The organism is Paenibacillus sp. UNC499MF (assembly GCF_900107975.1).
Lineage (GTDB): Bacteria > Bacillota > Bacilli > Paenibacillales > NBRC-103111 > Paenibacillus_F.
The window spans coordinates 464,347-490,624 of record NZ_FNVF01000003.1; the positions used below are offsets into that span (position 1 = coordinate 464,347).

The following is a 26,278-nucleotide window of genomic DNA, read 5'->3' on the forward strand; positions in this document are numbered from 1 at the left end:
CCGGTGCAGTGAATATGTCGGTTTACTTTTTGAGGATGCCGATAAAAATGCAGCTGACGCCGGCCACGACCCAGAGCATTTTGCCGAACGAAAGTTTCTCCGCAATCCCGACAAGTCCGACGGTAGTCGTCGCCAGAAGAATCAGCGGCCCCGCCATGGCAAGGCCCGTATTGACGAGAAGCGCTTTTTCGATCTGGTTGAAGCGGAGCATCAGCAGCGCCGCAATAATTTCCAGCGAACCCGACAACAGGCGCAAGGACGCCATAGTGAGCACGATTTTGTTGATCACAGCCGTCACCTCTCCTTTTTCAGAGCTATTCGATTCACCATATGCGGGCCTGTCTGATTTTAGGCATACCCGGCACCTACCCAGAAACGGCCGCATAAGATGACTACGAAATTTACTCCACCGGAAAGTACTGAGGTGAGGACGTTATGGAAGAGTCTTCTTGCAAAAAGTGGCATCCGATTCTCGCCGATCCGACAGGGTGCCGGCAAAGAAAACCCCGAACACTCGGAAAAACGATGGTTATGGACAAAGGCCTCGGCCTGAACGCCTACGACGATTTGCTGCAGGCCGCCGGAGAACATGTGGATTATATAAAGCTGGGCTTCGGCACTTCCCCGCTCTATCCGCGGGAACTGCTCCGGCACAAGATCGAACGTGCGAAAGCTTTGGGGATCGATATCTATCCGGGCGGCACATTTCTGGAGGTGGCGGTCCAGGAAGGACTTATTTCGTCTTATTTCGACACGGTCGCGGCGATGGGTTTCACTTGTGTCGAAATATCGGACGGCACGATCGAGCTGGACCGGAGTATCCGCAGCGAGCTGATCGTCCGGGGGATTGAAGCCGGACTTAAAGTAGTCACGGAGTATGGCAAAAAATGCTGGGGCTCTTCGGTAGAAGCGGATGCGCTGGTCGCTACGGTAACCGGGGATGCGGAGATGGGCGCGGAGCTCGTTACGATCGAAGCCCGGGAATCCGGGGTGGGGGTCGGCATCTTCGACGAGAACGGCGCCTGCAAGGATGAGGAGCTTAACGGGGTTCTCCGCTCGGTTCCAAGCCCGGATATTCTCCTCTGGGAGGCTCCGCTCAAAAATCAGCAGATTCATCTGCTGGAGCTGCTGGGGCCTGACGTCCACCTCGGCAATGTCGCTCCGGCCGATGTGATCGCTCTGGAGGCGCTACGCCGCGGCCTGCGGTCCGACACGTTCCATTTCGGCGCAAAGCTCAGGAAAAGCCGACGGGAAGAAGGCGCCGAAGTCCATGCGGATTGACGTCATTCCGACCCTCGGCGAAGTGCGAAGCGATCTGCTGGCCGGGCGGACCGCTATCGTCATCGACGTGCTGAGGGCGACAACGACGATCACGGCCGCGCTGGAAAGCGGCAGCTCCGGCGTTCTTCCCGCCGAGTCCGTCCAGCAGGCCGTCATGCTGCGCGGGAAGGAGGACGTGCTCGGCGGAGAACGCCGCTGCCGGCGCATTCCCGGCTTCGACCTCGGCAACTCGCCGCTGGAGTATACGCCGGAAGCCGTCGGCGGACGCCGGGTCGTGCTGACCACGACCAACGGCACCCGGGCGCTGCAGAAAGCGGCTCCGGCGGATAAAATCGTGGCGGCGTCCCTGCTGAACGGCGAAGCATGCGCTAGGGCGGCCGCCGGTTGGAAACGCGACATCGCGATTGTATGCGCAGGCACAGCCGGCGCGTTCTGCTTCGAGGACGGCCTCTGCGCCGGGCTCATCGTCTCCGCGCTGCAGCGGCTCTGCGGAGGGGGCGCGGACGTCTGCGATCTGGGCCGCAGCCTCGCGGCCTGCTACGAGCGGCATGCGGACGATCCCGCCGAGCCGCTGGCGGCCTGCGGCAGCGGCCGCAGGCTGGCTTCCATCGGCTGCGAAGCGGACACGGCTTTCGCCGCCCGCGTGAACGTCTCGGAGGTCGTTCCGGTGCTGAAAGCCGGCGTCCTCGTTCCCTGCACGCCGGCCAGGGAGCATTTTGCCCGCTGAATGCGGGACGGGATGCCCGTACCGGAGCCGGTGCCGGAGCCGGTGACGCGGCTGGTGACACTTCTGGTAACGCGGCTGATAACGGCAGTCGGTGACGAAGCCTGACAACTTGCCGAGCTGCCGCTTGCCGCCTGCTGTCTTCCGCATGGCGTACGGATTGACGCCCGGCACAACGATGGCTTCCCTACGCTTGCACCTAGCCGTATCCGTACCGGAGAGCTCGTTCTAAAACCTGTCCCCGTTCATACAATAAAGGGAGACTGGTACAAGGAGTTTTCCCATGAACGGAGATCTGCTTCTCGTTATTCTGATTATCGTCGGCATGATCGGACGCTCCCCCATTATTACAACGGCGGCTTGTGTCCTGCTCGTCGTCAAGCTGATCAGCCTCGACCGCTACCTGCCCGCCATCGAACGAAGGGGGCTGGAGCTCGGATTGCTGTTTCTGACGATGGGCGTGCTCGTCCCTTTCGCGAGCGAACGCATTTCGTATAAGGATATCTTGACGGTGTTTACGACTTGGCCCGGCATTCTCGCTTTGTCCGGAGGCGCAATCGCCACCTACATGAACGGCAAAGGGCTCGATTTATTAAAAGTCGATCCCCAATTGATCGTGGGGCTCGTGATCGGCTCTATTTTCGGCATCATTTTTATGCGGGGCATCCCCGTCGGTCCGTTGATGGCCGCAGGCATAACAGCCGTACTGCTGAAAATATTCACGTTCGTCGCCGACCGCATCTCCTGAGTTCCGACCATCGCGGATTTGCAGCCTGGAAATAAAAAAAAGCGCTTAACTGTCCTCGGACAGTTAAGCGCCTGGCCGGCCTTTCGGGGCCGGTTTTGTTTTAGGTTATTTTTCATGCTTCCGCTTAAAAAGCCGCGGTTGCGGGACGATTCCCCTGACCGGAACGACGAATTAACGTCTATCCTGCGGGCCGCCCACGAATACCTGCTCCTGGGCGTCGAGTCCGTAAGCCGTGTGAAGAGCCTGCACGGCTTCCGGCAGCAGCTTACCGTCGATCACGCAGGAAATTTTGATTTCCGACGTGGAGACCATGTTAATGCTGACGCCGATTTTCGAGAGCTCGTCGAACATTTTGGCCGCCACTCCCGGTGTGCTGACCATGCCGGCGCCGACGATCGAGATTTTAACAAGATCGCCTTCGGAAGTCACTTCGCGGAAACCGATCTCTCCACGGATGTTTTCGATGGTCTGAAGCGCCTTGTCGCGGTCGGAAAGCGAGACGGAGAAGGAGAAATCGGCCAGGCCGTTCAATACGCCGCTTTGTACGATAATATCCACGTCAATCTGTTCAGCCGCCAGGGATGTAAACACTTTGGCCAGCTGGCCCGGTTTGTCCGGTACGCCCAGAATGCTGATTCTAGCGATATTTTTATCGTACGCGATGCCTCTTACGACGATTCCTTGTTCCATCTCCGCTTCCTCCTTGACATACGTGCCTTCGTTTTGAGTGAAACTCGAACGAACGACAAGCGCCACATTGTAATTTTTGGCATATTCCACTGCACGGGGGTGCAGAACCGCAGCTCCCAGATTGGCAAGCTCCAGCATCTCGTCATACGAGATTTCTTTCAATTTTCGCGCATTTTTGACAACACGGGGGTCGGTTGTGTAGATCCCGTCTACGTCTGTGTAAATTTCGCATAGATCGGCATGAATCGCCGCGGCCAGCGCCACAGCGGTCGTATCGGATCCGCCGCGTCCGAGCGTCGTAATCTCGCCGTCTTCGGTCATGCCCTGGAAGCCCGCCACGATCACGACGTTGTCTTTCTCAAGCGCCGTGTGAATCCGGTGGGGCTGAATGTCCGTGATGCGGGCTTTACCGTGCAGATTTTCCGTAATCATGCCGCTCTGCCAGCCGGTGTAGGAAACGGCCGGTTCGCCCAAATTTTGGATCGCCATCGATAAAAGCGAGACCGAAACCTGCTCTCCCGTAGTCAGCAGCATATCCATTTCTCTTGCCGGCGGTGTGCCGTCATACAACTGCTTGGACAAATCGATGAGATCGTCCGTCGTGTCGCCCATCGCGGAAACGACTACGACACAGCGGTGTCCTTCTCTTTTGCGGTCCACGATCCGCTTGGCCACACGTTTCATCCGTTCGGCATCGCCAACGGAGCTGCCGCCGAATTTCATCACAATTAATGACAACCCTGTTCACTCCCTATGCTTGCAAATGAATAATTGTAGATCATTATAGCATAAACGTTCGGAATTGTGGGAGCAGAAAACAACACTGTCCGACATTTCCCCTTATCCCCAGCAGAATTGGAGGAAATCACATTCTATTTATATGAAAAAAAAGAAAGCGTGCCTGCTCCGTTGTCCGGCCGCAGACACGCTTTCCTGAATGCTCGACCCGGTAGATTAACCTAATACAACCCGGTCGTCGACGAACTTCTCGCCGCGGATTTTTTCGAATTCCCGGAGCAGCTTCTCTACGGTCAGATCCTGTTTCGAAGCCGCCGGAATGTCGAGAATGATCCGGCCCTTGTCCATCATGATCAGCCTGTTTCCGAGCCGGATGGCCTGCTCCATGTTGTGCGTCACCATCAGCGTCGTGAGCTTCGACTCCTCCACGATCTGTTTCGTGAGCCGGGTGATCAGCTCCGCACGGGACGGATCAAGTGCCGCCGTGTGCTCATCCAGCAGAAGAATGTTCGGCTGCGTAAAGGTGGCCATCAGCAAGCTGAGCGCCTGGCGCTCCCCTCCGGAGAGAAGACCGACCTTGGCGTTCAACCGGTTCTCCAGGCCGATGCCGAGCCGCTCCAGGTGTTCCTTGAACGCGTGCTTCCTCCGCTTGGTCACGCCCAGTCCGAAGCCGCGCTTGCCCGCACGTGCCAGCGCCATGGCGAGGTTTTCCTGGATTGTCATGGTAGGCGCCGTGCCTGCCATCGGGTCCTGGAAAACACGGCCGATCCAGCGGCTGCGCTTATGCTCGGAGAGCGACGTGATGTCTTTGCCCTCGATGCGGACGACGCCGTAATCGGGCTGCATCACGCCGGAAATGACGTTCATGAGCGTCGATTTTCCGGCTCCGTTGCTGCCGATGACCGTAACGAAATCGCCGGGAGCGAGGTGCAGCTGTATGTCCGAAAGAGCGACTTTCTCATCCGGGGTTGCCGGGTTGAATATTTTGGATGCTCGATCAATGTGAAGCATGCTCCACACCTCCGCTCTTCTCCGCAAGTTGCGCTTTCCGTTTGCGGATAATCGCCTTCTGTTTCAGAGAACTCTGGATTTTCGGCAGCGTTAACGCGATGATGACGATTAGTGCGGTCATCAGCTTCATGTCCGTCGATTCCAGACCGACCTGCAGCGCGATCGCCACGACGAACCGGTAGACGATTGCACCTAGCACAACGGCTAGGGTGGCCCGGATAATCGTTTTCGTCCCGAAAAGCGCTTCCCCGATAATGACGGAAGCCAGGCCGACGACGATCATGCCTACGCCCATCTGCATATCCGCAAAACCGAGATATTGGGCGACCAGCGCGCCGGATAACGCCACCAGACCGTTCGAAAGGGAAACCCCGAGAATAATCGTGTTATCGGTATTGACGCCGAAGCTCCGGATCATCCGTTTGTTGTCGCCGGTGGCCCGCAGCGCAAGTCCCAGCTCCGTGTGAAGAAACCAGTCCAAGGCGAGTTTGAGGGCAACTACGATGATCGGCATGATATACAGCAGCGATTCTTTGCTGATCAGAACCTCGCTACCGAACAAGGAGGTGTTCGCTTTGCCCATAATTCTCAGATTGATCGAATACAGGGCGATCATCATGAGAATCCCGGATAGAAGGGCGTTGATTTTGCCTTTTGTATGCAGCAGACCGGTAATAAGCCCGGCAATCGCTCCTCCCGCAAATGCCGCCAATGTGGCGAGCAGAGGCGATATCCCGTTGGTAATCATGATCGCCGCGATGGATGCTCCCGTCGTAAAACTTCCGTCCACGGTCAAATCCGGAAAATCCAAAATGCGGAAGGTCAGGTATACGCCGAGCGCCATAATCGCGTAAAGCAGCCCTTGTTCAAACGATCCCTGCACGACCGCTCCCCAGTCGATGGTCATCATGTTCACTCCGTTTCGTGTTCAATCATAAGGCGGCTTCGAAATCCGAAGCCGCCCCCATTCTTTCTTATTCAAACAGGTTGGCCTTTTCTTTCACTTCCGCTTTCATTGCGTCCGTGACTTCAACGCCCATATTTTTAGCGGCTTTCATGTTGATGGCCAGATCGAGCTTTTTCGGATATCCGACCGGAATGTCCGCAGGCTTTTTACCGTTTTTCAAAATTTCGACGGCTTGAAGACCTGTCGTATATCCCAAATCGTAGTAGTTGGAACCGTAGCCCGCAAAACCGCCGGCTTTAACGGAATCGTTCTCGCCTACGAACAGGGGCTTCTTGCCCTGCTCCGCGACCTGGATCACCGCGTTCAAGGCCGAAACGACCGTGTTGTCGAGCGGCACGTACAGCGCGTCGGCTTTGCCGATCAGCGATTCCGCCGCCTGCTTCACCTCGGAGCTGTTGGAAGGCGATGCTTTGACGACTTTGATATTATGCTTGGCGAAAGCTTCCGCCGCCTGCTTCACCTGCACCTGGGAGTTGCGCTCCCCTTCGTTCGCGATGATTCCGACCGTCTTCACGTTCGGGAACTGCTTGCCCACAAACTCCGTCAGCTGGTCGACGGCCTTGGGATCCAGGTCCGAAGTGCCCGTCACGTTGCCGCCCGGCTTCTCGATGCTTTTGACGAGCTTCGCGTCGACGGGATCCGTCACAGCCGTAAACAGGACGGGCGCGTCCTGGACGGTCTGCGCCGCAGCAAGCGCGGAAGGTGTCGCAATGCCCAGCACAAGGTCTTTTTTGTCAGCCGCGAATTTCTGTGCGATCGAAGTGTTGTTGTTCATATCGTTCTGCGCATTCTGGTAATCGATCTCGGCCGTTTTCTTGTCTTCATAGCCGTTGTCCTTCAGAGCCGCGATAAATCCTTGGCGGGCGGCATCCAGAGACGGATGCTCGACGATTTGCATAATGCCGATTTTTACTTTTTTGCCTTCCGGAGCCGCGGAGGCCGCCCCGCCAGTTGTTTCCGGTGCCGCCTGTTTGCCGCAGCCTGCGGCGGTGACCAAAGAAGCCGCCAGTAAAAGCGTAACGAACGGTTTCATTTTCATCTGTTTTTCCCCCTAAAATTAACCATCGGTTGAATTAATGTTTTACTGCATGAAAGCATAAAACCTGTAAAGCGTTATTGATATAATAACCCGCTGGCCTAAAGTCGTCAATGAAAACGTTTCATTCCCGAAATGATATTTTTTGAACCCTTTTCCCTCCGTCCGCCGGAGCGCAAAAAGCCCCCGATTCCTTGGCGGGAATCAGGGGCATATCGAGCCTGCAAACTAGGCGCGGGAGATATATTTGCCTTCGCGCGTATCGATCAGAAGGACGTCGTTTTCGTTGATGAAAAGCGGTACTTGAACGTTCAGGCCGGTTTCCACCTTCGCGTTCTTCGTTGCGCCTTGAGCCGTGTTGCCTTTAACGCCCGGCTCCGTTTCAACGACTTTGAGCTCAACGCTGTTAGGCAGGTTGATCCCGAGGATTTCTCCCTGGTAGCTCATGATGTGGATGTTCATGTTTTCTTTGAGGAAATTCAGCTCCCATTTCAGCTGCGCTTCTTCCAGGGAGATCTGGTCGTAAGTTTCCGTATCCATGAACGTGTACTCGGAACCGCTGGCATACAGGTACTGCATTTCGCGGTTTTCGATATGAGCGCGGCCCACGTTCTCTCCTGCGCGGAATGTTTTCTCCACCACGTTGCCGTTGCGCAGGTTCTTCAGCTTGGAGCGGACGAACGCGGCGCCTTTACCCGGTTTTACGTGCTGGAAATCGATTACGGAGAATAAATCGTTATCTACTACAATCGTTAAGCCTGTTTTGAAATCGTTAACTGAAATCACGTCTCAAGTTCCCTCCTGGAAATAAATCAAATGGTGATAAGCTCTTTCGTGGAATGCGTCAGCAGACGGATACCGTTTTGCTCGATGACAACGTCGTCTTCGATGCGGACGCCGCCGAACCCCGGGATATAAATGCCCGGTTCGACCGTCACGACCATGCCGGGCTCAAGAACGCCCGCAAAGCCTTTGGCAAGCCGCGGCTGCTCGTGGACTTCCATCCCGAGACCGTGTCCCGTACTATGGCCGAAGTTGTCCCCGTACCCGTAGCCGGCAATAATATCGCGGCAGAGCGCGTCGCCTTCGCTTCCCGTCATGCCGGGCTTCAAGCTGCCGACACAGTTCAGCTGGGCTTCGAGTACAATGCCGTAAATTTCCTTGTGCCTGTCCGAAGGCTGACCCAGCACGACGGTGCGGGTAATGTCGGAGCAGTAGCCTTTATACAAGGCGCCGAAATCCAGTTTGACGAATTCGTTGGGCTGAAGCACCCGGTCACTCGCCACACCGTGAGGAAGAGCCGATCTTTCGCCGGAAGCGACGATCGTATCGAACGAGGAGGATGTGCCTCCGTTCTCCCGGATGAAAATTTCCATCTCCAGCGCGATCTGCTTTTCGGTCACGCCCGTTCTCAATCTCGTTAGTATGTAAGAAAAAGTCCGGTCCGCCAGATCTGCGGCTTCCTGCATGATTTTGAGCTCGGACTCGTCTTTGACGATCCTGAGCTTCTCCACAATACCGCCGGTCGGGATCAATTCAACCCCTTGCAAATCGCCAGTATAGCCGGAATAAGCGGAATAAGTCAAGTCATTTTCTTCAAAGCCGAGCTGCTTGATCGACTCTTTGCCGAGAATATCCAGAATAGTCCGGCCGATTTCACCTTGATGGTCGATAACTTCGTAGCCCGCGGCTTCTTTCGGAGCCTGCTCCATATACCGGAAATCCGTAATAAGGACGGCTCTGCCGCCCGTTACCAGCACGATACCCGCGCTGCCCGTAAAGCCCGTCAAGTATCTGCGGTTGATGGCGTTCGTAACGAGTACCGCAGGAATTCCCTGCTTGGTCAGCTGCCGGCGGAGACGTTCCAGACGCTTGTCCTGCATAATATCACCTAGCTTCCAAAAAGTGTTGATGAAGCGCTCTTAATCCGAGTTCATAGCCGAAAGCCCCGAAGCCCGCAATCTGTCCCACCATTACGGCGGCCAGAACGGAATGGTGCCGGAACTCCTCACGCTTGTGAATGTTCGACAGATGCACCTCTACGGCGGGCAGTCCGACCGATGAGATCGCGTCGCGAATGGCGTAGCTGTAATGGGTGAAAGCCCCGGGATTGATCAGAATCCCGTCCATCGTCCCGTGGGCTTCGTGAATCCAGTCGATCAGCCGGCCCTCGTGGTTGGACTGGTGGAAGGTCAGCTGGAGATCCAGCGTTCCCGCTATTTCCGTCATCGCCGCTTCAATATCCATGAGCGACGTCTTTCCGTAAACGGCCGGCTCCCGTATACCGAGCATATTCAAGTTCGGCCCGTTAAGGACCAGCACTTTATTCACGCTGAGGCGCCTCCTTCATAGCCGGCCGAACGTGCTCCGGCTTCTCGCTTTACCGTAGCCATTTTACCATAAGTTGCTTGGAAAAGGTAGCTGGCTAGGCGGGCTTGCGGCTGTGCTCTTCCGTAAATTCGAAGGCGGTCGAATAGCCGATAAACATCCCCCAGAGCAGAAAGAGGCAAAAATCCGTCAGGATCGTGTTCCAGTCGCTGTAGTACAGCCAGCCCATCATGCCCGTCCAGGGGCCGATCGCCAGATAGAGCAGGCACCACCACGTGATTCCGTACCCGACCCCCATCCAGGGTCCTCTTACTTTCCCTAACAGAAACATATAGATGAAAGACGCGAGGATCGAAAACACGATAAAAAACACCCAGCCCACCAGCGTGCCCTGCCATGTAATCAAAAAGTCGTGCCTGTAAAACGGTTCGGCCAGAAAAGCGGGAATAATTCTTGTAAACTTGAAGATATACTCGATGATTTTGACGCCCCCCCAGATTACTCCCGCAAAAAAACCCAGATACAGGGCGAAAAAAGCCCGGTTCGTCTTCTTCTCGTCTCCGGCCGCTCCGCCGTTTTGCGAAAACGACTTTCTTTGACCGCCGGCAGCTTTTCCATGTCCTGCCGCGGCTGTCGCCTGCGTGTAGTTAATCATCTTCCTTTTTCCTCCCGGCTGTTCCATTATCCGTAAATTCACGTCTCGCCTAGTATGTACCAATTCCCGCTTCTTAACCCGAACAGAAAGCGGTGGCATTCTGCTGGAAAATTCGCTAAAATAGAGAAGAAACCAGCTATTTAGAGAAGGTGGATAGAACGTGTCACAATCCAATACAAGCATTTACGGCGGACAAGCCGTTATTGAAGGCGTCATGTTTGCCGGCCGGAATGTTCATGTTACCGCGGTCCGCAAGAAAGACCGCACCATCGATTTTCTTGAAGTTCCCAAGACCGAGATCGGCTGGGTCAACAAATTGAAGAAAATCCCGCTGCTCCGCGGCATCGTCGGAATTATCGAATCCAGTGCGAAGGGCGCGCAGCACCTCAACTTCTCGGCCGAAAGCTTCGCGGAAGAAGAGGAAGGCGAAGGCAAGGCTCCCGCTAAGGAAGAGAAGTCGGGCTTCAGCCTGTCGATGATTCTCGGGGTTGCCGTAGTCGGCGTCCTGTCCTTCCTGATGGGGAAAGTGATCTTCACGCTCGTTCCGGCTATTCTGGAACAGACGCTGTTCGGACGCTTTTTCCAGGAGCATCAGATCTGGCATAACATCATCGAAGGACTGATCAAGATCGTTTTGCTCGTGTCCTATATTTACATCATTTCGCTTACGCCGGTCATCAAACGGCTGTTCCAGTACCACGGCGCCGAGCACAAAGTCATTTCCGCCTACGAAGCCGGCGTCGAGCTCAATGTCCGCAACGTCCAGAAGTTCAGCACGCTTCATTACCGCTGCGGCAGCAGTTTTATCGTCTTTACCGTCATCATCGGGGTCATCATTTATTCGTTCTTCACCTACGACAATATGATCGACCGCATCATTCAGCGCCTGGTTCTTCTGCCGGTCATCATCGGCGTTTCTTACGAAGTGCTCCGTTTTACGAACTCGCTTCGTGAAGTGCCGGTTCTCCGTTTCCTCGGTTATCCGGGGCTCTGGCTGCAAAAGCTGACGACCAAAGAGCCTACGGACGATCAGGTGGAAGTATCGATCGCCTCATTCAACCGGATGCGGGAAGCCGAAAGCCGGCTCACCCAATCCAAGGCAAGCGCATGAACCGCCGTTGGTCGGCCGCTACCGTCGTCATCGCGGCGCTCGCTCTGATCGGACTCGCCTACAGCTTAAACCAGTTTCTCATTCCCATCCTCGTACTCGGCCTGATTTTCGTCCTGTACAAGATGGCTCCCCGGAAGGGGCAGGGCACCTCCTACAAAACACGCTCCGCAGGCCGTAAGCCGGATCGGCTCTCGGCATCGGAGCGGAGGCGGAAAGCCAAGTTCCGGGTCATTGAAGGCAGCAAGCCTTCCGACCCTCCAGAGGACCCGCCGAGATACCACTGAGAATATGGAAATACAAAAGCGGACCTTAGAAGGTCCGCTTTTTTTGTGGCGGGATAGGCTGCCGTTCCCGGCGGCTTTACTCTTGTAATACTATGCCGGCGAGGGTTACAGGCTCTTTCGTCCTGCGCCGTACAGGCAGCCTTATAGGCAGCCGTAAAGTTCAGCCGATTTCCGAACAGCCGCTCCTGCCCGCATCCGCCTCCTCATACCGGCTTGCGGAGAACATATTTTTCGTAAGCGGACTCATACAGATGCATGGACCACTTGCGGAAATAGTCGTCGGAAGCCCGGTATCCCGCTTCGTACAGGTTTTCGCTGTCTTCCAGGGTCAGATTGAACTGGGTCGAATTCACGTTAAGCGCGGGTATTTTGATCGTCCGGAAATAATTGTTCTCTTCGATGTACCGGGTATCATGGGCGTCCATCATGGTCGTAAACAACGCCTGAAACATGGAGATAACCCCGTTGATTTTATGAATATGCTTCGGAATTTTGCCGACCAGGGAGAAACCGAGAGTCGGAATACGGCTAGGCTGCTGCTCCGGCTCGTCGAAAAGCCACAGCGGAAAGTTGCTCAGAATAGCCCCGTCCACAATGTATACAAACTGGTTGCGGAACGGCTCGTCGTGCCGGGTCTGCCGCGCGGGTTTCCGGATTTTCACGGGATCGAAAAAATACGGAATCGAAGAGCTCATCCGGACGGCGCGGGCAATGGAGAATCGGCCGGGATCGATCCCGTACTGGGCGACGTCGTCGGGAAAAACGAGCAGCTTGCCCTGGGAAATATCCGAAGCCACGATCCGCAGCTGGTTTTTGCGCAGGTCGCCGAATTTCCGGATTCCTTTGACCTCCAGTTTATGGCGGACCCAATCTTCCAGGGCGTCACCGGAATAGAGCCCCTTTTTCCAAATCAGCCTGGCGGCCGACCCTACAATTCCCGTATCGAATATGGGAGAGCGCTTTAGAAATTTGTGAAACGGCGTTTCAATAATGAGCCGCTTGATTTCTTCCCCCGTGTACCCCGCCGCGAGAAAAGCCGCCACGATGGAACCGGACGAGGTACCCGCCACGTCGTGAAACTCGAATCCGTTATCCATCGCGGAGCTGACAGCCCCTGCCAGAGCGATTCCTTTGACTCCGCCGCCCTCGAATACCGCGTTTATTTTCATTCCGCCACCTCCGCACACCTTCCCTAGGTATGTATGCGGCAGCGGACGTTCCTAGACGCGAATTCTGTATCCATAAACGAAAAAAACGTCCGCCGTCATAGTTAGGCAAACGTTCAGGTCTTATTCGGAGTCCGAGCTGTTGTCCAGCTCCGTCCTTATGCTTCGGAGATCTTCCAGTCTCGCCGGATCCCGGTTCAAATATTCAATCAGTGTTTCAATGCAGGTAATGGAATCCCAGCTCAGATGATGCTCGATTCCTTCCACATCGCGGTAAATATTTTCTTCCTGGACACCGATAACGGTTAAGAATTGTTCCAGCAAGGCATGTCTGTCCACCAGCCGCTTGCCCATCTTTTTGCCTTTTGAAGTCAGAACGAGTCCGCGGTACTTCTCATATACGAGATATTTATCTTTATCCAGTTTCTGGATCATTTTCGTCACGGAAGAAGGATGTACTTCAAGGCCTTCGGCAATGTCGGACACACGGGCGTAGCCTTTCTCGTCGATCAGTTTGTAGATCCGTTCCAAATAATCTTCCATACTGGGCGTCGCCATCCCGAGTTCCCCCTGCTTTTGCTAAAATTAGTTACTACCTTATTTGCTTTAGTATAATACCGTTTATTAACTAATAAAGCAAGTTAACGGAATGCGCCTCAGCCATTTCCGCGAACTTTTCCCACGGTTACGGGCCCTGTCCCGGGCGCAGACTATAGCCGAACGGAAGGACTGTTCCGTTACTCCCGTCTTAAAGGAGCACGCCATGGCTACTGAGCAGATGACCCGCACCCGAAGCACCGCGTTGTTCGTGCCCGAGCTCGTCTATTTCGAACCGGATGCCCTGCTGTATCCCAAAGGCAAACGCATTCTGGAATGGGCCCAAAGCAAAGGGCTGCCCATCCACATGACAACTTCCCACAACCGGATTACAAATCTGCCGGGCGAAACCGAGCTGGAAAAGTACCGGATCGCGAAGCGTACGCTTGTGGTGGGAATCCGGAAAACACTGAAGTTCGATACGTCCAAACCGTCCGCCGAATACGCCATTCCGATTGCGACAGGCTGTATGGGACACTGTCACTACTGCTATCTGCAAACGACCCTCGGCAATAAACCTTATGTACGGGTATACGTCAATACCGACGACATACTGAAAGCCGCCAAACAGTATATCGAAGAAAGGGCCCCGGAAATTACGCGGTTCGAAGCGGCTTGTACTTCCGATCCCGTCGGCCTTGAGCATATTACCGGCTCGCTGAAAGAATACATCGAATTCATGGCGAACGAGCCGCTCGGCCGTCTCCGCTTCGTTTCGAAATACCACCATGTCGAGCCTCTGCTCGATGCGAAGCATAACAAGCATACCCGGTTCCGGTTCAGCGTAAACGCCGACTATGTCATTAAAAACTTCGAGCCGGCCACCTCGGCGTTTCATGAACGCATTGAAGCGGCCGGCAAGGTAGCCCGTGCGGGGTATCCGCTCGGTTTCATCATTGCCCCGATTATTTGGCACGACGGGTGGGAAAAAGGCTATGAGGAGCTGATCGTCAAGCTCCATAATGCCCTGCCGCCCGAAGCGCTCGACGACTTGACGTTCGAGCTGATCCAGCACCGTTTCACGAAAACGGCGAAAAATGTGATCGAACGCCGTTATCCCAAGTCGAAGCTGGAAATGGACGAGGCGAAGCGCAAGTATAAATGGGGCCGCTACGGCCGCGGCAAGTATGTATATCCCGACGAGCAGGCGACCGCTCTGCGCGAGTTTATCACAGAGCAGATTTTCGAGAAGTTCCCGAACGCCAAAATCGAATATTTCACCTGATCCTCCGGAGTCACCCCGTTAAAATTGCAGCCATTGAGGCGTTATGTTGTTCAGCCAGATTGTAATTTTGTACATCTGATTGGTGTACAGCAAAATGGCGAAAACAATCATGACGCCTCCCCCTATTTTCATGATCGTGGCGGAGTAGCGCAAAATCCATTTGGTGGAACCGATAAAAAAGGATAAGACGAAAAACGGAATCGCGAATCCGAGCGAATAAGCGCTGATCAGCGGCAGCCACGAATCCGGCTCGGCGGCAGCCATAACGAGCATCGACGATAATATCGGACCGATGCAGGGCGACCAGCCGGCGGCGAAACCGATTCCGATCAGGACTGATCCGAGGTAGCCCGCAGGTTTCCATTTCAGCTGGAGCTTGCGCTCCCTCATCATCCATTTAGGCTGGAAAATGCCGAGCAGAAACAACCCCATGACAAGGATGAGCAGAGCCGCAATTTGCCTGAGAAGATCGCGGTTCGTTACAAAAAACTCCGAAACGGAGCTGGCCGCGAGCCCCAGACTGTAAAAAATGATTGAAAATCCGAGAATGAATGCAAGCGTATGGGCCATCGTCTGAAGTCTTGCCGCGCCTTTCGTCTGTCCCGACTTAAGCTCACTGACCGATATTCCGGTGATGTAAGACAAATAAGAAGGATAAAGCGGCAGACAGCACGGCGAGATAAACGAAGCGAACCCGGCCCAGAATGCGAGCCAAACATTAACATGCTGCATGTGTAAGCATTCCTCCTGCTTCCGGCCGCCGGTTTATGCGCGGCGGACCGTTTTCCAAACCAGCTGAAAGATGAGGACGACGATCAGGGAAAGAACGATGGTCGCTCCCGGCGCAAAATCGTACCATGCCGCCAAGGCCAGTCCCGCAACGACGCCAATCTCCGATATGATGACGGACAGCACGACCGAATGCCGGAAGCTCTTCGCCGCAAGAAGGCTGCAGGCGACCGGGATCGTAAGCAGTGCGGATACGAGCAGCGCTCCCACGATCTTGATCGATACGGAGATAACCAGCGCCGTCAGCATCGTGATCATAATGTTGTACACTTTCAGCGGCAGCCCGCTTACTCCCGCCGCTTCCTCATCGAAGAACATGAGGAACAATTCTTTGAAATGAAGCGCAACGACGGCGAGCACAAGAATACACACGCCGAAAACGACCCACAGGTCGCTGGAATCGAGTGTGTAGATACTGCCGAAGAAATAGCTCATCACATTAATATTATACCCTTTGCCCAGCGTAAACAACAGTGTAGCCAGCGCTACCCCGCCGGACATGATGATGGCGATGGACAGCTCCGCATACGTTTTGTACGCCTTGCGGAGCTTCTCGATCGCAAACGATGCCAGAAGCGCAAAAAGCAGCCCCATGCCGATCGGATATACGCCGAGAAGAAATCCGAGCGCCACTCCCGCGATGGATACATGCGCAAGAGTATCGCCGATCATCGAAAGTCTCCGCAGCACCAGAAAGACACCCATCAACGGGGCGGTCAGCCCGATCAGGATGCCACCGATAAGTGCTCTTACAAAAAACGGTTCCGTAAAAATGTCCAAGCTGCTCGCCCCTTACTTACTTCCTCTTAATCTATCTGTCAACAAGCCCGGCCTCTTGCCTTCATTGACTTGTTTGAAGCTCTTTCACGGTGGAATGCGTCAGGTCGGTCTCTGCGCAATTCTCCGGTTCATGCGTGTGCTTCACGAAAAACTTCAGTCCGCCGCTCTGCGTCTGCGGCTCCGAACCGAGATAGGACCTCATCATTTCCCGGTCATGAGACACCATAATGAAGGTCATGTGATGATGCTGGTGCATGTGGCGGATCATGTTGAAGAATACCGCCTGGCTTTCCGCATCGATCCCCACCGTCGGCTCATCCAGAATGAGCAGCTCGGGGTTGTTGGCGATCGCGCGCGCAAGGAACACCCTCTGCTGCTGTCCGCCCGACAGTTCCCCGATTCTGCGTTTCGCCAGATCTTCGATGCGCATCGCTTCCATCGCATCGTCACACCGGCGCATATCCTCTTTGGACAGGCGCTTGTACAGCTTTTTTTTCGTATAAAGCCCGGACATAACCACCTCGCGGACAGTTGCCGGGAACAGCGGATTCAGCGAATTCTTCTGGGGTACATACCCGATTCGCTCCCAGTCCCGGAACTGCCGGATCGGCTGTCCGAACAGGCGGATATCTCCTTGAGTAGGCTTATGCAGCCCGACCAGCATCCGCAGCAGCGTCGTTTTACCCGCTCCGTTGGAACCGATCAGACCTACGAAATCTCTTTCAAGAACATCAAAATTTAAATCCGTTATAACCGGCTTGCTTCCGTAGGAGAAGGAGATGCCGCTAAATTCCACGATTTTGTTATGGCAGCCGTCCGGTTTCCACGTTTCCATTCCGTTCTTCTGCTCCCTTCGCCGCCAGGCGGCTTTCGCTTCTGTCACTCACTTCGATGTTGAGTCCCTTCTATTGTAAAGCTTTCGTCAAATTTTTCAAATTTTCTTCCATGACGGAAATATAATCTTTGCCCTGCTTAACCTGCTCTTCCGTCAATCCTTCGAGCGGGTTTAATACAAGCGTTTCGACGTTCGCATCCTTAGCCAGCGTTTTCGCCAGTTTGTCCGAAACCAGTTCTTCGAAGAAGATATATTTAATTCCGTGCTCCCCGATATACTCTCTCATTTTCTTCATATCCTGAGCAGTCGGCTCGGCATCCGGAGAAAGTCCCATGATGGCCATCTGGGTCAGCCCGTAGTCATGGCACAAGTAAGCGAAAGCCTGGTGGGAAACGGCGATTTCTTTCTTCGGCAGCCCCGTGAGGCTGTCCTTGTACTGCTTATCCAAAGCGTCCAATTTGGCCGCGTATGCGGAATAGTTCGCTTCATAGTCGCTTTTGTGAGCCGGATCGGCCTCTACAAGAGCGTTTTTGATATTCTCGGACATTTTTTTTGCGTTCTTGGGACTCAGCCACGCGTGAGGGTCCGTATCTTTTCCGGCTTCTTCCGTATGGTTGTGTTCGTCCTTGCCGTGATCGTGCCCGTCCGCTTCTTCTCCGGCTTTAAGGAGCTCGACCCCCGTGCTCGCTACGACGGGTTTTACCTTGCTGTCCTTCAAGCTTTTGAGGAAATCGTCCACCCAGCCTTCAAAACCCGCACCTTGATAAAGGAACAGCTGGGAATCGCCGATATTTTTGATGTCCCGGCCTTTCGGTGTCCAGTCATGAGGTTCAACGCCCGCGGGTACCAGATTAATGACATTCACATGGGCGCCCCCAACCTTGACCGCAAAATCGTAAAGCGGGTAAAAGCTCGTCGTGATGTTGATTTTATCTTCCACGACCGCCGACTTTTGGCCGCCTCCGCAGCCCGCCAGCAGCAGAGATATTGCCAGTGTCAACCCTGTAAGTATACGCCGTCTTTTCATAGAAAATAACTCCTCCCGGCAGCTCGCCATTATAATCATGCTGTGTAAATCGTAATTATTTTTATTTACTTGCTGATTATACGGAGCCAACCCGCCGCCTGTCAATACTAATCATAAAGATTACGATTAAAAGACATAAATTTGCACCCGCCCATGTCAAAACCCGGAAAAACGCGAAGGTTGTCCGCGTTTTTCCGGGTCGGATAGGGTGTTTATTTCACGATTGCGCCGTTCGGCATCGAATCCGGCACGGTCGCCAGCGTCAGTCCGTCGCCTTCGGAAGCCGCCAGGATCATCCCCTGCGACTGCACGCCGCGAAGCTTCACCGGCTTCAGGTTCGTCACGCAGATAACCTTGCGTCCGACAAGCTCTTCCGGCTTGTAGTACTTGGCGATGCCCGAAACGACCTGCCGCTGCTCGTAGCCGAGATCCAGCTGAAGCTGCAGCAGCTTGTCGGCGCCCTTGACGGGCTCCGCCGCCGTAACCTGCGCCACGCGCAGCTCCACCTTCGCGAAATCGTCGATGCCGATTTCGGGCTTCGCTTCCGGCGCGGGCTTGGCTTCAGCCGCCGGCGTATTCTCTGCCGGGGCGGACCCTTCGGCCGCGGAAGCAGGCTCGGCTGCGGCTTCACCGGCCGGCGCCTGGCCGCCTGTCATTGCGGCCGCGATAAAAGCGACCTCTTCCGCCATATCCAGGCGCGGGAAGAGCGGATCGCCTTTGGCCGTTTTCGTGCCGGGCGGCAGCAGACCGAACGTGTGGGCGCTGTCCCATGCGGTAAGAGCTCCGGCCTGGATGCCGAGCTGCTCCCAGATTTTCGCCGGCGTGCGGGTCAGGAACGGCTGCAGAAGCACGCTCACGATGCGCTGAGCCTCGAAGAGGGCGTACATGACGGAACCGAGCGTGCCGTGGTTCACGTCGTCTTTAGCCAGAGCCCATGGCTGCGTTTCGTCAATGTATTTGTTCGCGCGTCTGACAAGCGCCCAAATGGCCGACAATGCGGTAGAGAATTCCATCTTCTCCATCTGCGCTTCCACGGTTTCGACCGTTTCCTTCGCCGTCGCGATCAGTTCCTTGTCAAAAGCCGTTGCTCCCGGCTGGAAGTCCGGTACGACGCCGTCGAAATATTTGCCCAGCATCGCCAGAGTCCGGTTGAGCAGATTGCCCAGGTCGTTGGCGAGATCGTAATTGATCCGCTCGACAAACGCCTCGGGCGTGAAAGTGCCGTCGGAACCGAAAGGAACTTCGCGAAGCAGGTAGTAACGCAGCGCATCGAGGCCGAAATGGTCGATGAGCGTAACCGGATCAACGACGTTGCCTTTGGATTTCGACATTTTGCCGTCCTTCATGAGAAGCCAGCCGTGCGCGAACACTTTTTTCGGCAGAGGCAGATCCAGCGCCATCAGCATGATCGGCCAGTAGATGGTGTGGAAGCGGACAATCTCCTTGCCCACCAGATGGACGTCAGCCGGCCAGTAGCGCTCATACTTGGACGGATCCTCGCTGCCGTAGCCGAGAGCCGTAATATAATTGGTCAGCGCGTCGATCCAGACATAGATGACATGCTTGGGATTGCCGGGCACTTTAATGCCCCAGTCGAACGTCGTCCGCGAAACGGCGAGATCCTCCAGCCCCGGCTTGATGAAGTTGTTGATCATTTCGTTCTTGCGGGATTCCGGCTGAATGAACTCCGGATTTTCCTCGTAATATTGGAGCAGTCTGTCGGCGTATTTGCTCATCCGGAAGAAATAGCTTTCTTCTTTCACCCATTCGACGGGGCGGCCGCAGTCCGGACATTTGCCGTCGACCAGCTTATTTTCCAGGAAAAAGGATTCGCACGGCGTACAGTACCAGCCTTCGTAAGTATCCAGGTAAATATCTCCCTGCTGAGTCAAACGGTCGAAAATTTTCTGGACGGTGTCTTTATGCCGCTGGTCCGTCGTGCGGATAAAATCGTCGTAAGAAATATCGAGCCGGCTCCACAAAGATTTAATGCCGTCGACGATTTCGTCCACGAATGCCTGAGGGGTCTGCCCTTTTTCCTTCGCCTTGCGCTCGATTTTCTGTCCGTGCTCGTCCGTGCCCGTCAAATACATGACATCGTAACCCCGCAGCCGCTTGTAGCGCGCCATGGCGTCTCCCGCCACCGTCGTGTAGGCATGCCCGATATGAAGCTTGTCGCTGGGGTAATAGATCGGTGTCGTCAGATAAAAGGTTTTACGGTTGTTGTCCATGTTACCCATCCTCTTTCTTCGTTAATGTTCTGATTTGTCTATGAAACAAGAGACGGAAGCGGAAAACCACAAAAAGCCCCCGTCCAACAAAGGGACGAGAGCTGTGCTCACGCGGTACCACCCAGATTCCTCCGCCTCTTGCGAGGGCGAAGCTCGGCAGCCGCCGGCTTCCCGGCGGCTCTGTCCGTTAACGCCGGACAAGCGATGCCCCCTTACGCCCTGACTGCGGAAGCACACTCCTTCCACACCGGGGCCGCTCGAAGGCATGTTCTCCGGGACCATACTCCGGGGTTCCGACAGCACCGGCTTTCACCTGACCCGGCTCTCTGCAGCAGCTTCCTCCCGTACTCATCCGTTCATCGAACATGTTTATTCATAAAAGGATCGTTTTGATTCCATTGTTCCCGCCAAAAGGCAGGTTTAACCAACAATATAGCGAATCCCGCAAATTGTGTCAACCGGTATTTCGCCCTTCCTTCCGCGGCGGCGGAACCGGATCAACCCCGCCGGGATGAAACGGGTGGCAGCGGCAGATCCGCTTGGCCGCCAGCCACGATCCGTACAGCGGCCCGTGCCGCTCTATCGCCTCCAGCGCATACTGGGAACAGGTCGGATAGAACCGGCATGTAGGCGGTTTGAGCGGAGATAAATATTTACGGTAGGCATGAATGGGTGCCTGAAGCACCTTTTTCATTTCTGGCATTCTTTGCAGTATCCGTAAATTTCGAATTTATGTTTGACCGCCTTGAAGTCTTCCGGCAATCCCTTCACCTCGTCCATGGGACAAAAAACGAACGGGATCGTTTTCTCGCACTGCAAGCAGATCAGATGATGATGATGGTCCATTTCCGAACAGCGTGCACGGAATTTAATCCCGTCTTCGAATACAAACTGTTCCAGGACGCCCATGTCGTGCATGATTCTCAAATTGCGGTATACCGTATCAAAACTAAGGCCGCCGTATGTTTTTCCCATGCTTTCATACACGGCTTTCGGTGTCACATACCCTTCGGACTTGGCGAACAATTCCGCCAGCGTGCGTCTTTGATCGGTTATCCGCATTCCTTGTTCGGACATGGCCTGTATAATTTCTTCGGCTTTCACTGCGGTCCCTCCAAGCTGCATCATATCTCTTAATAATGCCTTATAAGAACAGCAGCGTCAATAAGAGAGCAGGCCGAAGGTCCCGCTTACAGGCCGCCGATAGGATACGACCTCTCCCTCCGGTAACTTAGCCGGCCTTGCCGCTCACGCTCGCAGGTACACTTCGGTTTGAAATGCTTTCGGCGGCATACAGGAAGCCTAGTTCAACCGTTAAGCCGGCGCTGAACGACGGATGGGACGAACCGGATGTCGGTATCCAACGGTCCGGGTGCCCCTAAGGGAATATTAACCCTCGCTTCTCCCGCCGATCTCTTTCATTTCATCGTCCGCGTAATAAATGAGCCGCTCTCCCGGAACAAACAGCTTGAACTTTTGATGCGGATAGGTGTGATGAACGTAGTCGACAAAATAGGCCGGATTTTCCGTATTGAACGCGAAAAGGTCGTAGTGCATGGGAACAATCAAGTCCGCTCCGATTCCGACTCCCAGATCCGCCGCTTCGCGGAAGTTCATATTGCCCATGAGATTCGCTTCATATCTCTTGATATCCCGGCCGTTAATAGGCAGGCAGGCGATATCGATCCGATGCGGCCGAAGCGTCTCCAGCAGACCCGCGTACCCGACCGTATCCCCCGCATGGTACAGCGTAACTCCGTTAAGCTCCAGAACATAACCGAGATACTTGTGGTCCCCGTTCTCGTCCGTTTCGAAGTCTTCATGCTTACCGGCCACCGGCGTAATCCGCATATCCCGGAAATCGATCATTTGCCCCGCCCGGGCCCCGATAACCGCATCCGGAGCTATGCCGAGTTCCGTCAATTGCGGAACCACCGGAGCCGGACAGATCCACGACGCTTGCGGAGATGCGATAGCTATCGCGCGTACGGAGACGGGATCGAGATGATCGGGGTGATCGTGCGTGATCAGGACGAGATCCGCATGCCCGATGAGCTCCGGAGAAAGAGGCGTTTCGAATTTGCGCGGCGAATTGCCGAATTCGTCATCTATGTAATTGCTCAAATACGGATCCACATAGCCGATGATTCCCGCCGCTTTGAAAGCCATTCCCTCCTGACCCAGATGCCACAGCGCAACAGCTTTATCCGGAACGAGCGTACGGTCGATTTGTCCGATGATCGGTTCGCCCCGCTTGGTTTTGTCTTTGTCTTTTTTATCTGCCACCTTAAGATCGCTCCCTTTCGGCTGGATTGAAAACTCCATCAGGTTTTTTAGCCGTTTTCTCCCTGTCTCAAACAGTATTCCGGTTTTTGGCAGAACGGGGCGTTTCGGTTTCCCGCAGGAAGTATACTATAATGAGTATGGCATTATTTCGATAAGCGCATGGTAAGATCCCAGGACGGAAGGAGCTGACTCTATTGATTATCGATGTTTTTCAAGATACCGTCTGTCCCTGGTGCCGGATCGGCAAGTCCTATCTGGCGGAAGCTCTCGGTTTATGGAAAGGCGAACAAGTCACTGTCCGCTTCCGGGCCTTCCGCCTCGACCCGTCTATCCCGCCTCAGGGCGTCCCTTTTGCGGAAGCGATGAACCGGAAGCTGCAGGACCCCGGCGGGGAAAAGCTGCAGGCTTTACTGGACGGGGTCACCCGTGCCGGCAGGCAGGCAGGCGTCCCTTTCCGCTTCGACCGGATTACGACGATGCCCGATACCCGGCTTTCTCACCGTCTGATCGCCGCCGTACCGGAGAGCTCTAAATCGCGCGTTCTCGACCGTATATACCGGGCTTATTTCGAAGAGGGCCTTGATATCGGCAAGGAGTCCGTACTGCTGCGGGTTGCCGGAGAATGCGGTTTAACCCCCGCCGAAATCTCCAAGCGCCTTTATCACGAAGACGTCGAAAACAGCGTACGGGCCGATTATGCACTCGCTAAACGGCTGAACATAAACGGCGTTCCCTTTTTCATCCTCAATAAAAAAGCGGGCTTCTCCGGAGCAAGACCTCCCGAAGCTCTGCTGGACTTAATGAAGCGCGTAAGCGAGGACCGGAATTAGCTCGTATGGGCAAGCCACGGTCAGAATGGCGATAACGTTAGGGCCCCGTGCCGGCCCGTCTGCCGCCTGCACTTTGTTTCAACAACGCTCACAATAAGGAAAACGGCTTCCCTTTAAATTTTGCGCTATCCGGGCATACGTCCATGACAACCGCCCCCGCCCTTCATAGAATATTGTGTAAACCAAAGCAAACTAACACACTCGGGGAGGCGTTTATATGTCGGGTTACGGAACAGGCGGTATCGGTGGCGGTTGGTACACGAGCACAGCGGTGATTCTGGTTCTTTACATCCTGCTGGTTATCATTCTCGCTACATTCTAAGCAGGTTAATCAGGGTTTTACCGTCTTCACAATCGAAAAAAAACACAAGAAACGCCGCGGATCCGCGGCGTTTCTTATGTTTGATCAGGAGACGACCTGCTGAAGAAGCGCTTCTTCTTCGGGACGTTCTTTGCGTACGATAAGCCGCACGATCCGCATATGCTCCACTTCGTCGATAATAAACTGAAGCGGGCCGAGATGAATGCGCTGATTTTTCTTAGGCGGAATTTCCACCTGGGAGTAAATCCAGCCGCCGATCGTGTCGTAATGCTCCGTTTCGATTTCCGTACCGAAATGATCGTTCACTTCTTCGATAAGCATCATGCCGTCGATCGAGTACGTAAATTCGTCTTTCTTCTCCATAACGGGACGTTCATGGTCAAATTCGTCCTGAAGCTCTCCGACGATTTCTTCCAGAATGTCTTCAACCGTTACAAGCCCCGACGTGCCCCCGTATTCGTCGATCAGCAGCGCCACTTCCGTTTTGCGTTTCTGCATCAGCTTCAGCAGCGTGCTGATCGGCATCGATTCCGGCACCGTCATGAGGGGGCGTATAATCTTGCGTATATCGTCAAGCTGGTCGCTTGCTTTTAGTAAATCCTTGATATGGACAAATCCGATAATGTTATCTTTGTCCGGGTCGCAAACCGGATAACGCGTGTAAAGCTCCTGGATGGCCATTTCCTTGTTTTCCTCGAAGGAATGGGCGGCATGCAGGCACACCATTTCCGTACGCGGAATCATAATTTCGCGTGCGTTCGTTTCCGTGAATTCAAAAATATTATCCACCAGGGTAAGCTCCGTATTGTTGATCAGCCCGTTCCTGTGGCTTTCTTTCATCAGCAGGCGGATCTCGTCCTCCGTATGAACCGTATCGTGGTCGCCCTCGGGTTCAATACCGGATTTGCGGAGCAGCCAATTGGATGTTCCGTTCAGCATCCAGATGAAAGGATACATGATTTTGTAGAAAATCAGCACAGGTCCGGCAACCCAAAGAGTCACTTCTTCCGATTTGCGGATCGCATACGTTTTGGGAAACTGCTCCCCGATAATAATGTGAAACGCCGTAATAACCGAGAATGCGACGATAAAAGAAATGGTGTGAATAATAACAGGTGGTACACCAATGTTGACCAATAGCGGTTCAAGTACATACGCCACCGTCGGCTCGCCGATCCAACCGAGCGCCAAAGACGTCAGTGTAATGCCGAGCTGGCAGGCGGATAAATACGCATTCATGTTCTGAACGATTTTGCCGGCGAAGCGCGCTTTCACATTCCCTTCTAGGGCGAGCGCATCGATACGGCTTGCGCGCACTTTCACCATCGCAAATTCCGCCGCCACAAAAAATCCGTTCAGTAGAACGAGAACCACAATCAGTACAAAGTTCAATAACACTGGTAAAGGGTCACTATCCAATTAATCCCTATCCGCCTCATGGAAGCAGACAGGTACACCTCCTTTTAAGTTGAAAAATGAAAGATCAAAAAAGATTTGAGTCTTTCCTACTTTACAGTATAGCGTCTCGCGGTTTTTGAAGTCAAAGCCAGGGATAGCCAGCATGAAGGCGCGAACCGGAGCATCGTCCGGATTGTGACACCCCTTTCGCACTTTTTGAGGATTTACTCCATGCTATTCGCCGCGGCTTGGAATTTATACCATTTTCCGTCCCGCAGCAGCCTCCTTTTTGAGCTCCCCGCATAACTTTCGTCAGGCATTCCCATATTAAAAACAGAACATTAAAAAACTATCGCCGGGAGGAATACGATTATGCCTGGTATCCGCTACCGGTTCTGCAGACTGTTCGCTGCGTCCGTTTTGGCAGGCGCGTCCCTGTTTACGGGACCCCCAGAGTTAACGGCGGCCCGCCGTGACGAGCCTGCGGCCGCCACCGTCCGAAAAGCCGCCATCATCATTGACGACCTCGGCAATAACATGAAAGGCACCGATGAGATTCTGGATTTGCCTTTCCCGATTACGGCCGCCGTTATGCCGTTTCTTCCTTCCTCGCACAGCGATGCCGAGAAAGCTTTCGGCAAAGGCCACGACGTGATCGTCCATCTTCCGATGGAGCCGCGCAGCGGCCGCAAGAGCTGGCTCGGCCCCGGTGTGATATCCACCGATCTGAGCGACGACGAAGTACGCAAGCGGGTTAACGCCGCCATTGACGACATTCCGCACGCTATCGGAGTGAACAACCATATGGGCTCCAAGGCGACGGCCGATGAGCGCGTGATGCGGCTTGTGATGGAAGTGCTGCACGAAAGAGGACTTTTCTTTCTGGACAGCCACACGAATTACCGCAGCATCGCCTGCCGCGAGGCAAAAAAAGCCGGTGTTCTTTGTCTGGAAAACCATCTTTTTCTGGATGATATCCATACGAAAAGCAAAGTAACCCAGCAGATTCAACTGATCGGCGCCCACTCCAAGGCGCACCAGCCCTGCATCGCCATCGGCCATGTCGGAGCCAAGGGGGAAATAACGGCTTCCGCCCTGCGGGATACAGTGCCGAGGCTGAAGGATACGCTGTCCTTTGTAAAGCTCAGCGAATTGTACAAGCCTCCCGCGCCCGAGACGGCTCCGTGAACAAGCGGGTTGTCTCCAGCCTTATTTTCCC

The 26,278-nt window shown here is 54.4% G+C and carries 29 protein-coding genes; 9 read left to right on the plus strand and 20 right to left on the minus strand.

Annotated features, from left to right (window positions below):
- Positions 1-22: 22 nt before the first annotated feature.
- A complete protein-coding gene (locus tag C4S74_RS10260) occupies positions 23-289 on the minus strand; it encodes a YqhV family protein (RefSeq protein WP_103995227.1) in 267 nt (88 codons plus the stop codon).
- 146 nt (positions 290-435) lie between these two features.
- Between C4S74_RS10260 and C4S74_RS10265 the strand changes: the two genes are divergently transcribed.
- The 3 genes from C4S74_RS10265 to C4S74_RS10275 all read left to right on the plus strand — a co-directional run bounded on the left by C4S74_RS10265 (position 436) and on the right by C4S74_RS10275 (position 2,753).
- Positions 436-1,281, plus strand: coding sequence for a phosphosulfolactate synthase (locus C4S74_RS10265; protein WP_103995228.1), 846 nt, complete (start codon positions 436-438; stop codon positions 1,279-1,281).
- Positions 1,271-2,008 carry a 2-phosphosulfolactate phosphatase gene (locus tag C4S74_RS10270; RefSeq protein ID WP_103995229.1) on the plus strand — a complete coding sequence of 246 codons (738 nt, stop codon included), beginning with the start codon at positions 1,271-1,273 and terminating at the stop codon, positions 2,006-2,008. Before C4S74_RS10265 ends, C4S74_RS10270 begins: the two co-directional genes overlap by 11 nt.
- 280 nt (positions 2,009-2,288) lie before the next feature.
- Positions 2,289-2,753 carry a DUF441 domain-containing protein gene (locus C4S74_RS10275; protein WP_103995230.1) on the plus strand — a complete coding sequence of 155 codons (465 nt, stop codon included), beginning with the start codon at positions 2,289-2,291 and terminating at the stop codon, positions 2,751-2,753.
- Between the two features lie 171 nt (positions 2,754-2,924).
- On the opposite strand, the gene C4S74_RS10280 is transcribed toward C4S74_RS10275, so the two are convergent.
- The 8 genes from C4S74_RS10280 to C4S74_RS10315 form a co-directional block, all read right to left on the minus strand.
- A complete protein-coding gene (locus C4S74_RS10280; RefSeq protein WP_103995231.1) occupies positions 2,925-4,181 on the minus strand; it encodes an aspartate kinase in 1,257 nt (418 codons plus the stop codon).
- A 216-nt stretch (positions 4,182-4,397) separates the two neighbouring features.
- The gene (locus C4S74_RS10285) at positions 4,398-5,192 is read right to left on the minus strand and encodes an ABC transporter ATP-binding protein (RefSeq protein WP_103995232.1); all 795 of its coding nucleotides are present in this window, start codon (positions 5,190-5,192) and stop codon (positions 4,398-4,400) included.
- Positions 5,179-6,102, minus strand: coding sequence for an ABC transporter permease (locus C4S74_RS10290; RefSeq protein ID WP_103995233.1), 924 nt, complete (start codon positions 6,100-6,102; stop codon positions 5,179-5,181). The genes C4S74_RS10285 and C4S74_RS10290 overlap by 14 nt, the downstream gene beginning before the upstream one ends.
- Positions 6,103-6,166: 64 nt before the next feature.
- Entirely contained in the window at positions 6,167-7,198 is a 1,032-nt protein-coding gene (locus C4S74_RS10295; protein ID WP_103995234.1) for an ABC transporter substrate-binding protein, read from the minus strand.
- A gap of 225 nt (positions 7,199-7,423) precedes the next feature.
- Positions 7,424-7,981, minus strand: coding sequence for an elongation factor P (gene efp / locus C4S74_RS10300; protein WP_042228653.1), 558 nt, complete (start codon positions 7,979-7,981; stop codon positions 7,424-7,426).
- Positions 7,982-8,007: 26 nt separating this feature from the next.
- Positions 8,008-9,078 (minus strand): Xaa-Pro peptidase family protein, encoded by a 1,071-nt coding sequence (locus C4S74_RS10305; protein WP_103995235.1) that lies wholly within the window; start codon positions 9,076-9,078, stop codon positions 8,008-8,010.
- A 4-nt stretch (positions 9,079-9,082) separates the two neighbouring features.
- Positions 9,083-9,526, minus strand: a complete 444-nt coding sequence (gene aroQ / locus C4S74_RS10310) for a type II 3-dehydroquinate dehydratase (protein WP_103995236.1) — start codon at positions 9,524-9,526, stop codon at positions 9,083-9,085.
- 94 nt (positions 9,527-9,620) lie between these two features.
- Complete coding sequence (locus tag C4S74_RS10315) at positions 9,621-10,178, minus strand: YqhR family membrane protein (RefSeq protein WP_103995237.1); 558 nt, start codon at positions 10,176-10,178, stop codon at positions 9,621-9,623.
- 160 nt (positions 10,179-10,338) lie between these two features.
- Between C4S74_RS10315 and C4S74_RS10320 the strand changes: the two genes are divergently transcribed.
- On the plus strand, positions 10,339-11,289 hold the full coding sequence (locus C4S74_RS10320) for a DUF1385 domain-containing protein (protein WP_103995238.1): 951 nt from the start codon (positions 10,339-10,341) through the stop codon (positions 11,287-11,289).
- Complete coding sequence (locus C4S74_RS10325) at positions 11,286-11,573, plus strand: hypothetical protein (RefSeq protein ID WP_103995239.1); 288 nt, start codon at positions 11,286-11,288, stop codon at positions 11,571-11,573. The genes C4S74_RS10320 and C4S74_RS10325 overlap by 4 nt, the downstream gene beginning before the upstream one ends.
- Positions 11,574-11,776: 203 nt before the next feature.
- Here the strand turns inward: C4S74_RS10325 and C4S74_RS10330 are convergent, their stop codons facing one another.
- On the minus strand, positions 11,777-12,742 hold the full coding sequence (locus tag C4S74_RS10330; protein ID WP_103995240.1) for a patatin-like phospholipase family protein: 966 nt from the start codon (positions 12,740-12,742) through the stop codon (positions 11,777-11,779).
- Between the two features lie 120 nt (positions 12,743-12,862).
- Positions 12,863-13,297 carry a transcriptional regulator MntR gene (gene mntR / locus C4S74_RS10335; protein ID WP_103995241.1) on the minus strand — a complete coding sequence of 145 codons (435 nt, stop codon included), beginning with the start codon at positions 13,295-13,297 and terminating at the stop codon, positions 12,863-12,865.
- Between the two features lie 205 nt (positions 13,298-13,502).
- Here mntR and splB point away from each other — a divergent pair, with 205 nt between their 5' ends.
- Positions 13,503-14,561, plus strand: a complete 1,059-nt coding sequence (splB, locus tag C4S74_RS10340) for a spore photoproduct lyase (RefSeq protein WP_103995242.1) — start codon at positions 13,503-13,505, stop codon at positions 14,559-14,561.
- Positions 14,562-14,579: 18 nt separating this feature from the next.
- Here the strand turns inward: splB and C4S74_RS10345 are convergent, their stop codons facing one another.
- The 8 genes from C4S74_RS10345 to C4S74_RS10380 form a co-directional block, all read right to left on the minus strand.
- Positions 14,580-15,293 (minus strand): cytochrome c biogenesis CcdA family protein, encoded by a 714-nt coding sequence (locus C4S74_RS10345; RefSeq protein WP_103995243.1) that lies wholly within the window; start codon positions 15,291-15,293, stop codon positions 14,580-14,582.
- Positions 15,294-15,326: 33 nt separating this feature from the next.
- Positions 15,327-16,130 (minus strand): metal ABC transporter permease, encoded by an 804-nt coding sequence (locus tag C4S74_RS10350; protein ID WP_103995244.1) that lies wholly within the window; start codon positions 16,128-16,130, stop codon positions 15,327-15,329.
- A 61-nt stretch (positions 16,131-16,191) separates the two neighbouring features.
- The gene (locus tag C4S74_RS10355) at positions 16,192-16,965 is read right to left on the minus strand and encodes a metal ABC transporter ATP-binding protein (RefSeq protein WP_103995330.1); all 774 of its coding nucleotides are present in this window, start codon (positions 16,963-16,965) and stop codon (positions 16,192-16,194) included.
- Positions 16,966-17,035: 70 nt separating this feature from the next.
- Positions 17,036-17,992, minus strand: coding sequence for a metal ABC transporter substrate-binding protein (locus C4S74_RS10360; protein ID WP_103995245.1), 957 nt, complete (start codon positions 17,990-17,992; stop codon positions 17,036-17,038).
- 212 nt (positions 17,993-18,204) lie between these two features.
- The gene (gene metG, locus C4S74_RS10365) at positions 18,205-20,223 is read right to left on the minus strand and encodes a methionine--tRNA ligase (RefSeq protein WP_103995246.1); all 2,019 of its coding nucleotides are present in this window, start codon (positions 20,221-20,223) and stop codon (positions 18,205-18,207) included.
- Positions 20,224-20,677: 454 nt separating this feature from the next.
- Complete coding sequence (gene yidD / locus C4S74_RS10370) at positions 20,678-20,917, minus strand: membrane protein insertion efficiency factor YidD (protein WP_103995247.1); 240 nt, start codon at positions 20,915-20,917, stop codon at positions 20,678-20,680.
- Positions 20,914-21,327 carry a Fur family transcriptional regulator gene (locus tag C4S74_RS10375; protein WP_103995248.1) on the minus strand — a complete coding sequence of 138 codons (414 nt, stop codon included), beginning with the start codon at positions 21,325-21,327 and terminating at the stop codon, positions 20,914-20,916. The genes yidD and C4S74_RS10375 overlap by 4 nt, the downstream gene beginning before the upstream one ends.
- Positions 21,328-21,612: 285 nt before the next feature.
- Positions 21,613-22,509 (minus strand): MBL fold metallo-hydrolase, encoded by an 897-nt coding sequence (locus C4S74_RS10380; protein WP_103995331.1) that lies wholly within the window; start codon positions 22,507-22,509, stop codon positions 21,613-21,615.
- Between the two features lie 194 nt (positions 22,510-22,703).
- Here C4S74_RS10380 and C4S74_RS10385 point away from each other — a divergent pair, with 194 nt between their 5' ends.
- A complete protein-coding gene (locus C4S74_RS10385) occupies positions 22,704-23,339 on the plus strand; it encodes a DsbA family protein (RefSeq protein ID WP_103995249.1) in 636 nt (211 codons plus the stop codon).
- 217 nt (positions 23,340-23,556) lie between these two features.
- Positions 23,557-23,661 carry a sporulation protein YjcZ gene (locus C4S74_RS26835; protein WP_219819049.1) on the plus strand — a complete coding sequence of 35 codons (105 nt, stop codon included), beginning with the start codon at positions 23,557-23,559 and terminating at the stop codon, positions 23,659-23,661.
- Positions 23,662-23,745: 84 nt separating this feature from the next.
- Here the strand turns inward: C4S74_RS26835 and C4S74_RS10390 are convergent, their stop codons facing one another.
- Positions 23,746-25,059 carry a hemolysin family protein gene (locus tag C4S74_RS10390; protein ID WP_258042447.1) on the minus strand — a complete coding sequence of 438 codons (1,314 nt, stop codon included), beginning with the start codon at positions 25,057-25,059 and terminating at the stop codon, positions 23,746-23,748.
- A gap of 372 nt (positions 25,060-25,431) precedes the next feature.
- On the opposite strand from C4S74_RS10390, the gene C4S74_RS10395 reads away from it, so the two are divergent.
- On the plus strand, positions 25,432-26,247 hold the full coding sequence (locus tag C4S74_RS10395) for a divergent polysaccharide deacetylase family protein (protein WP_103995251.1): 816 nt from the start codon (positions 25,432-25,434) through the stop codon (positions 26,245-26,247).
- Positions 26,248-26,278: the final 31 nt, after the last annotated feature.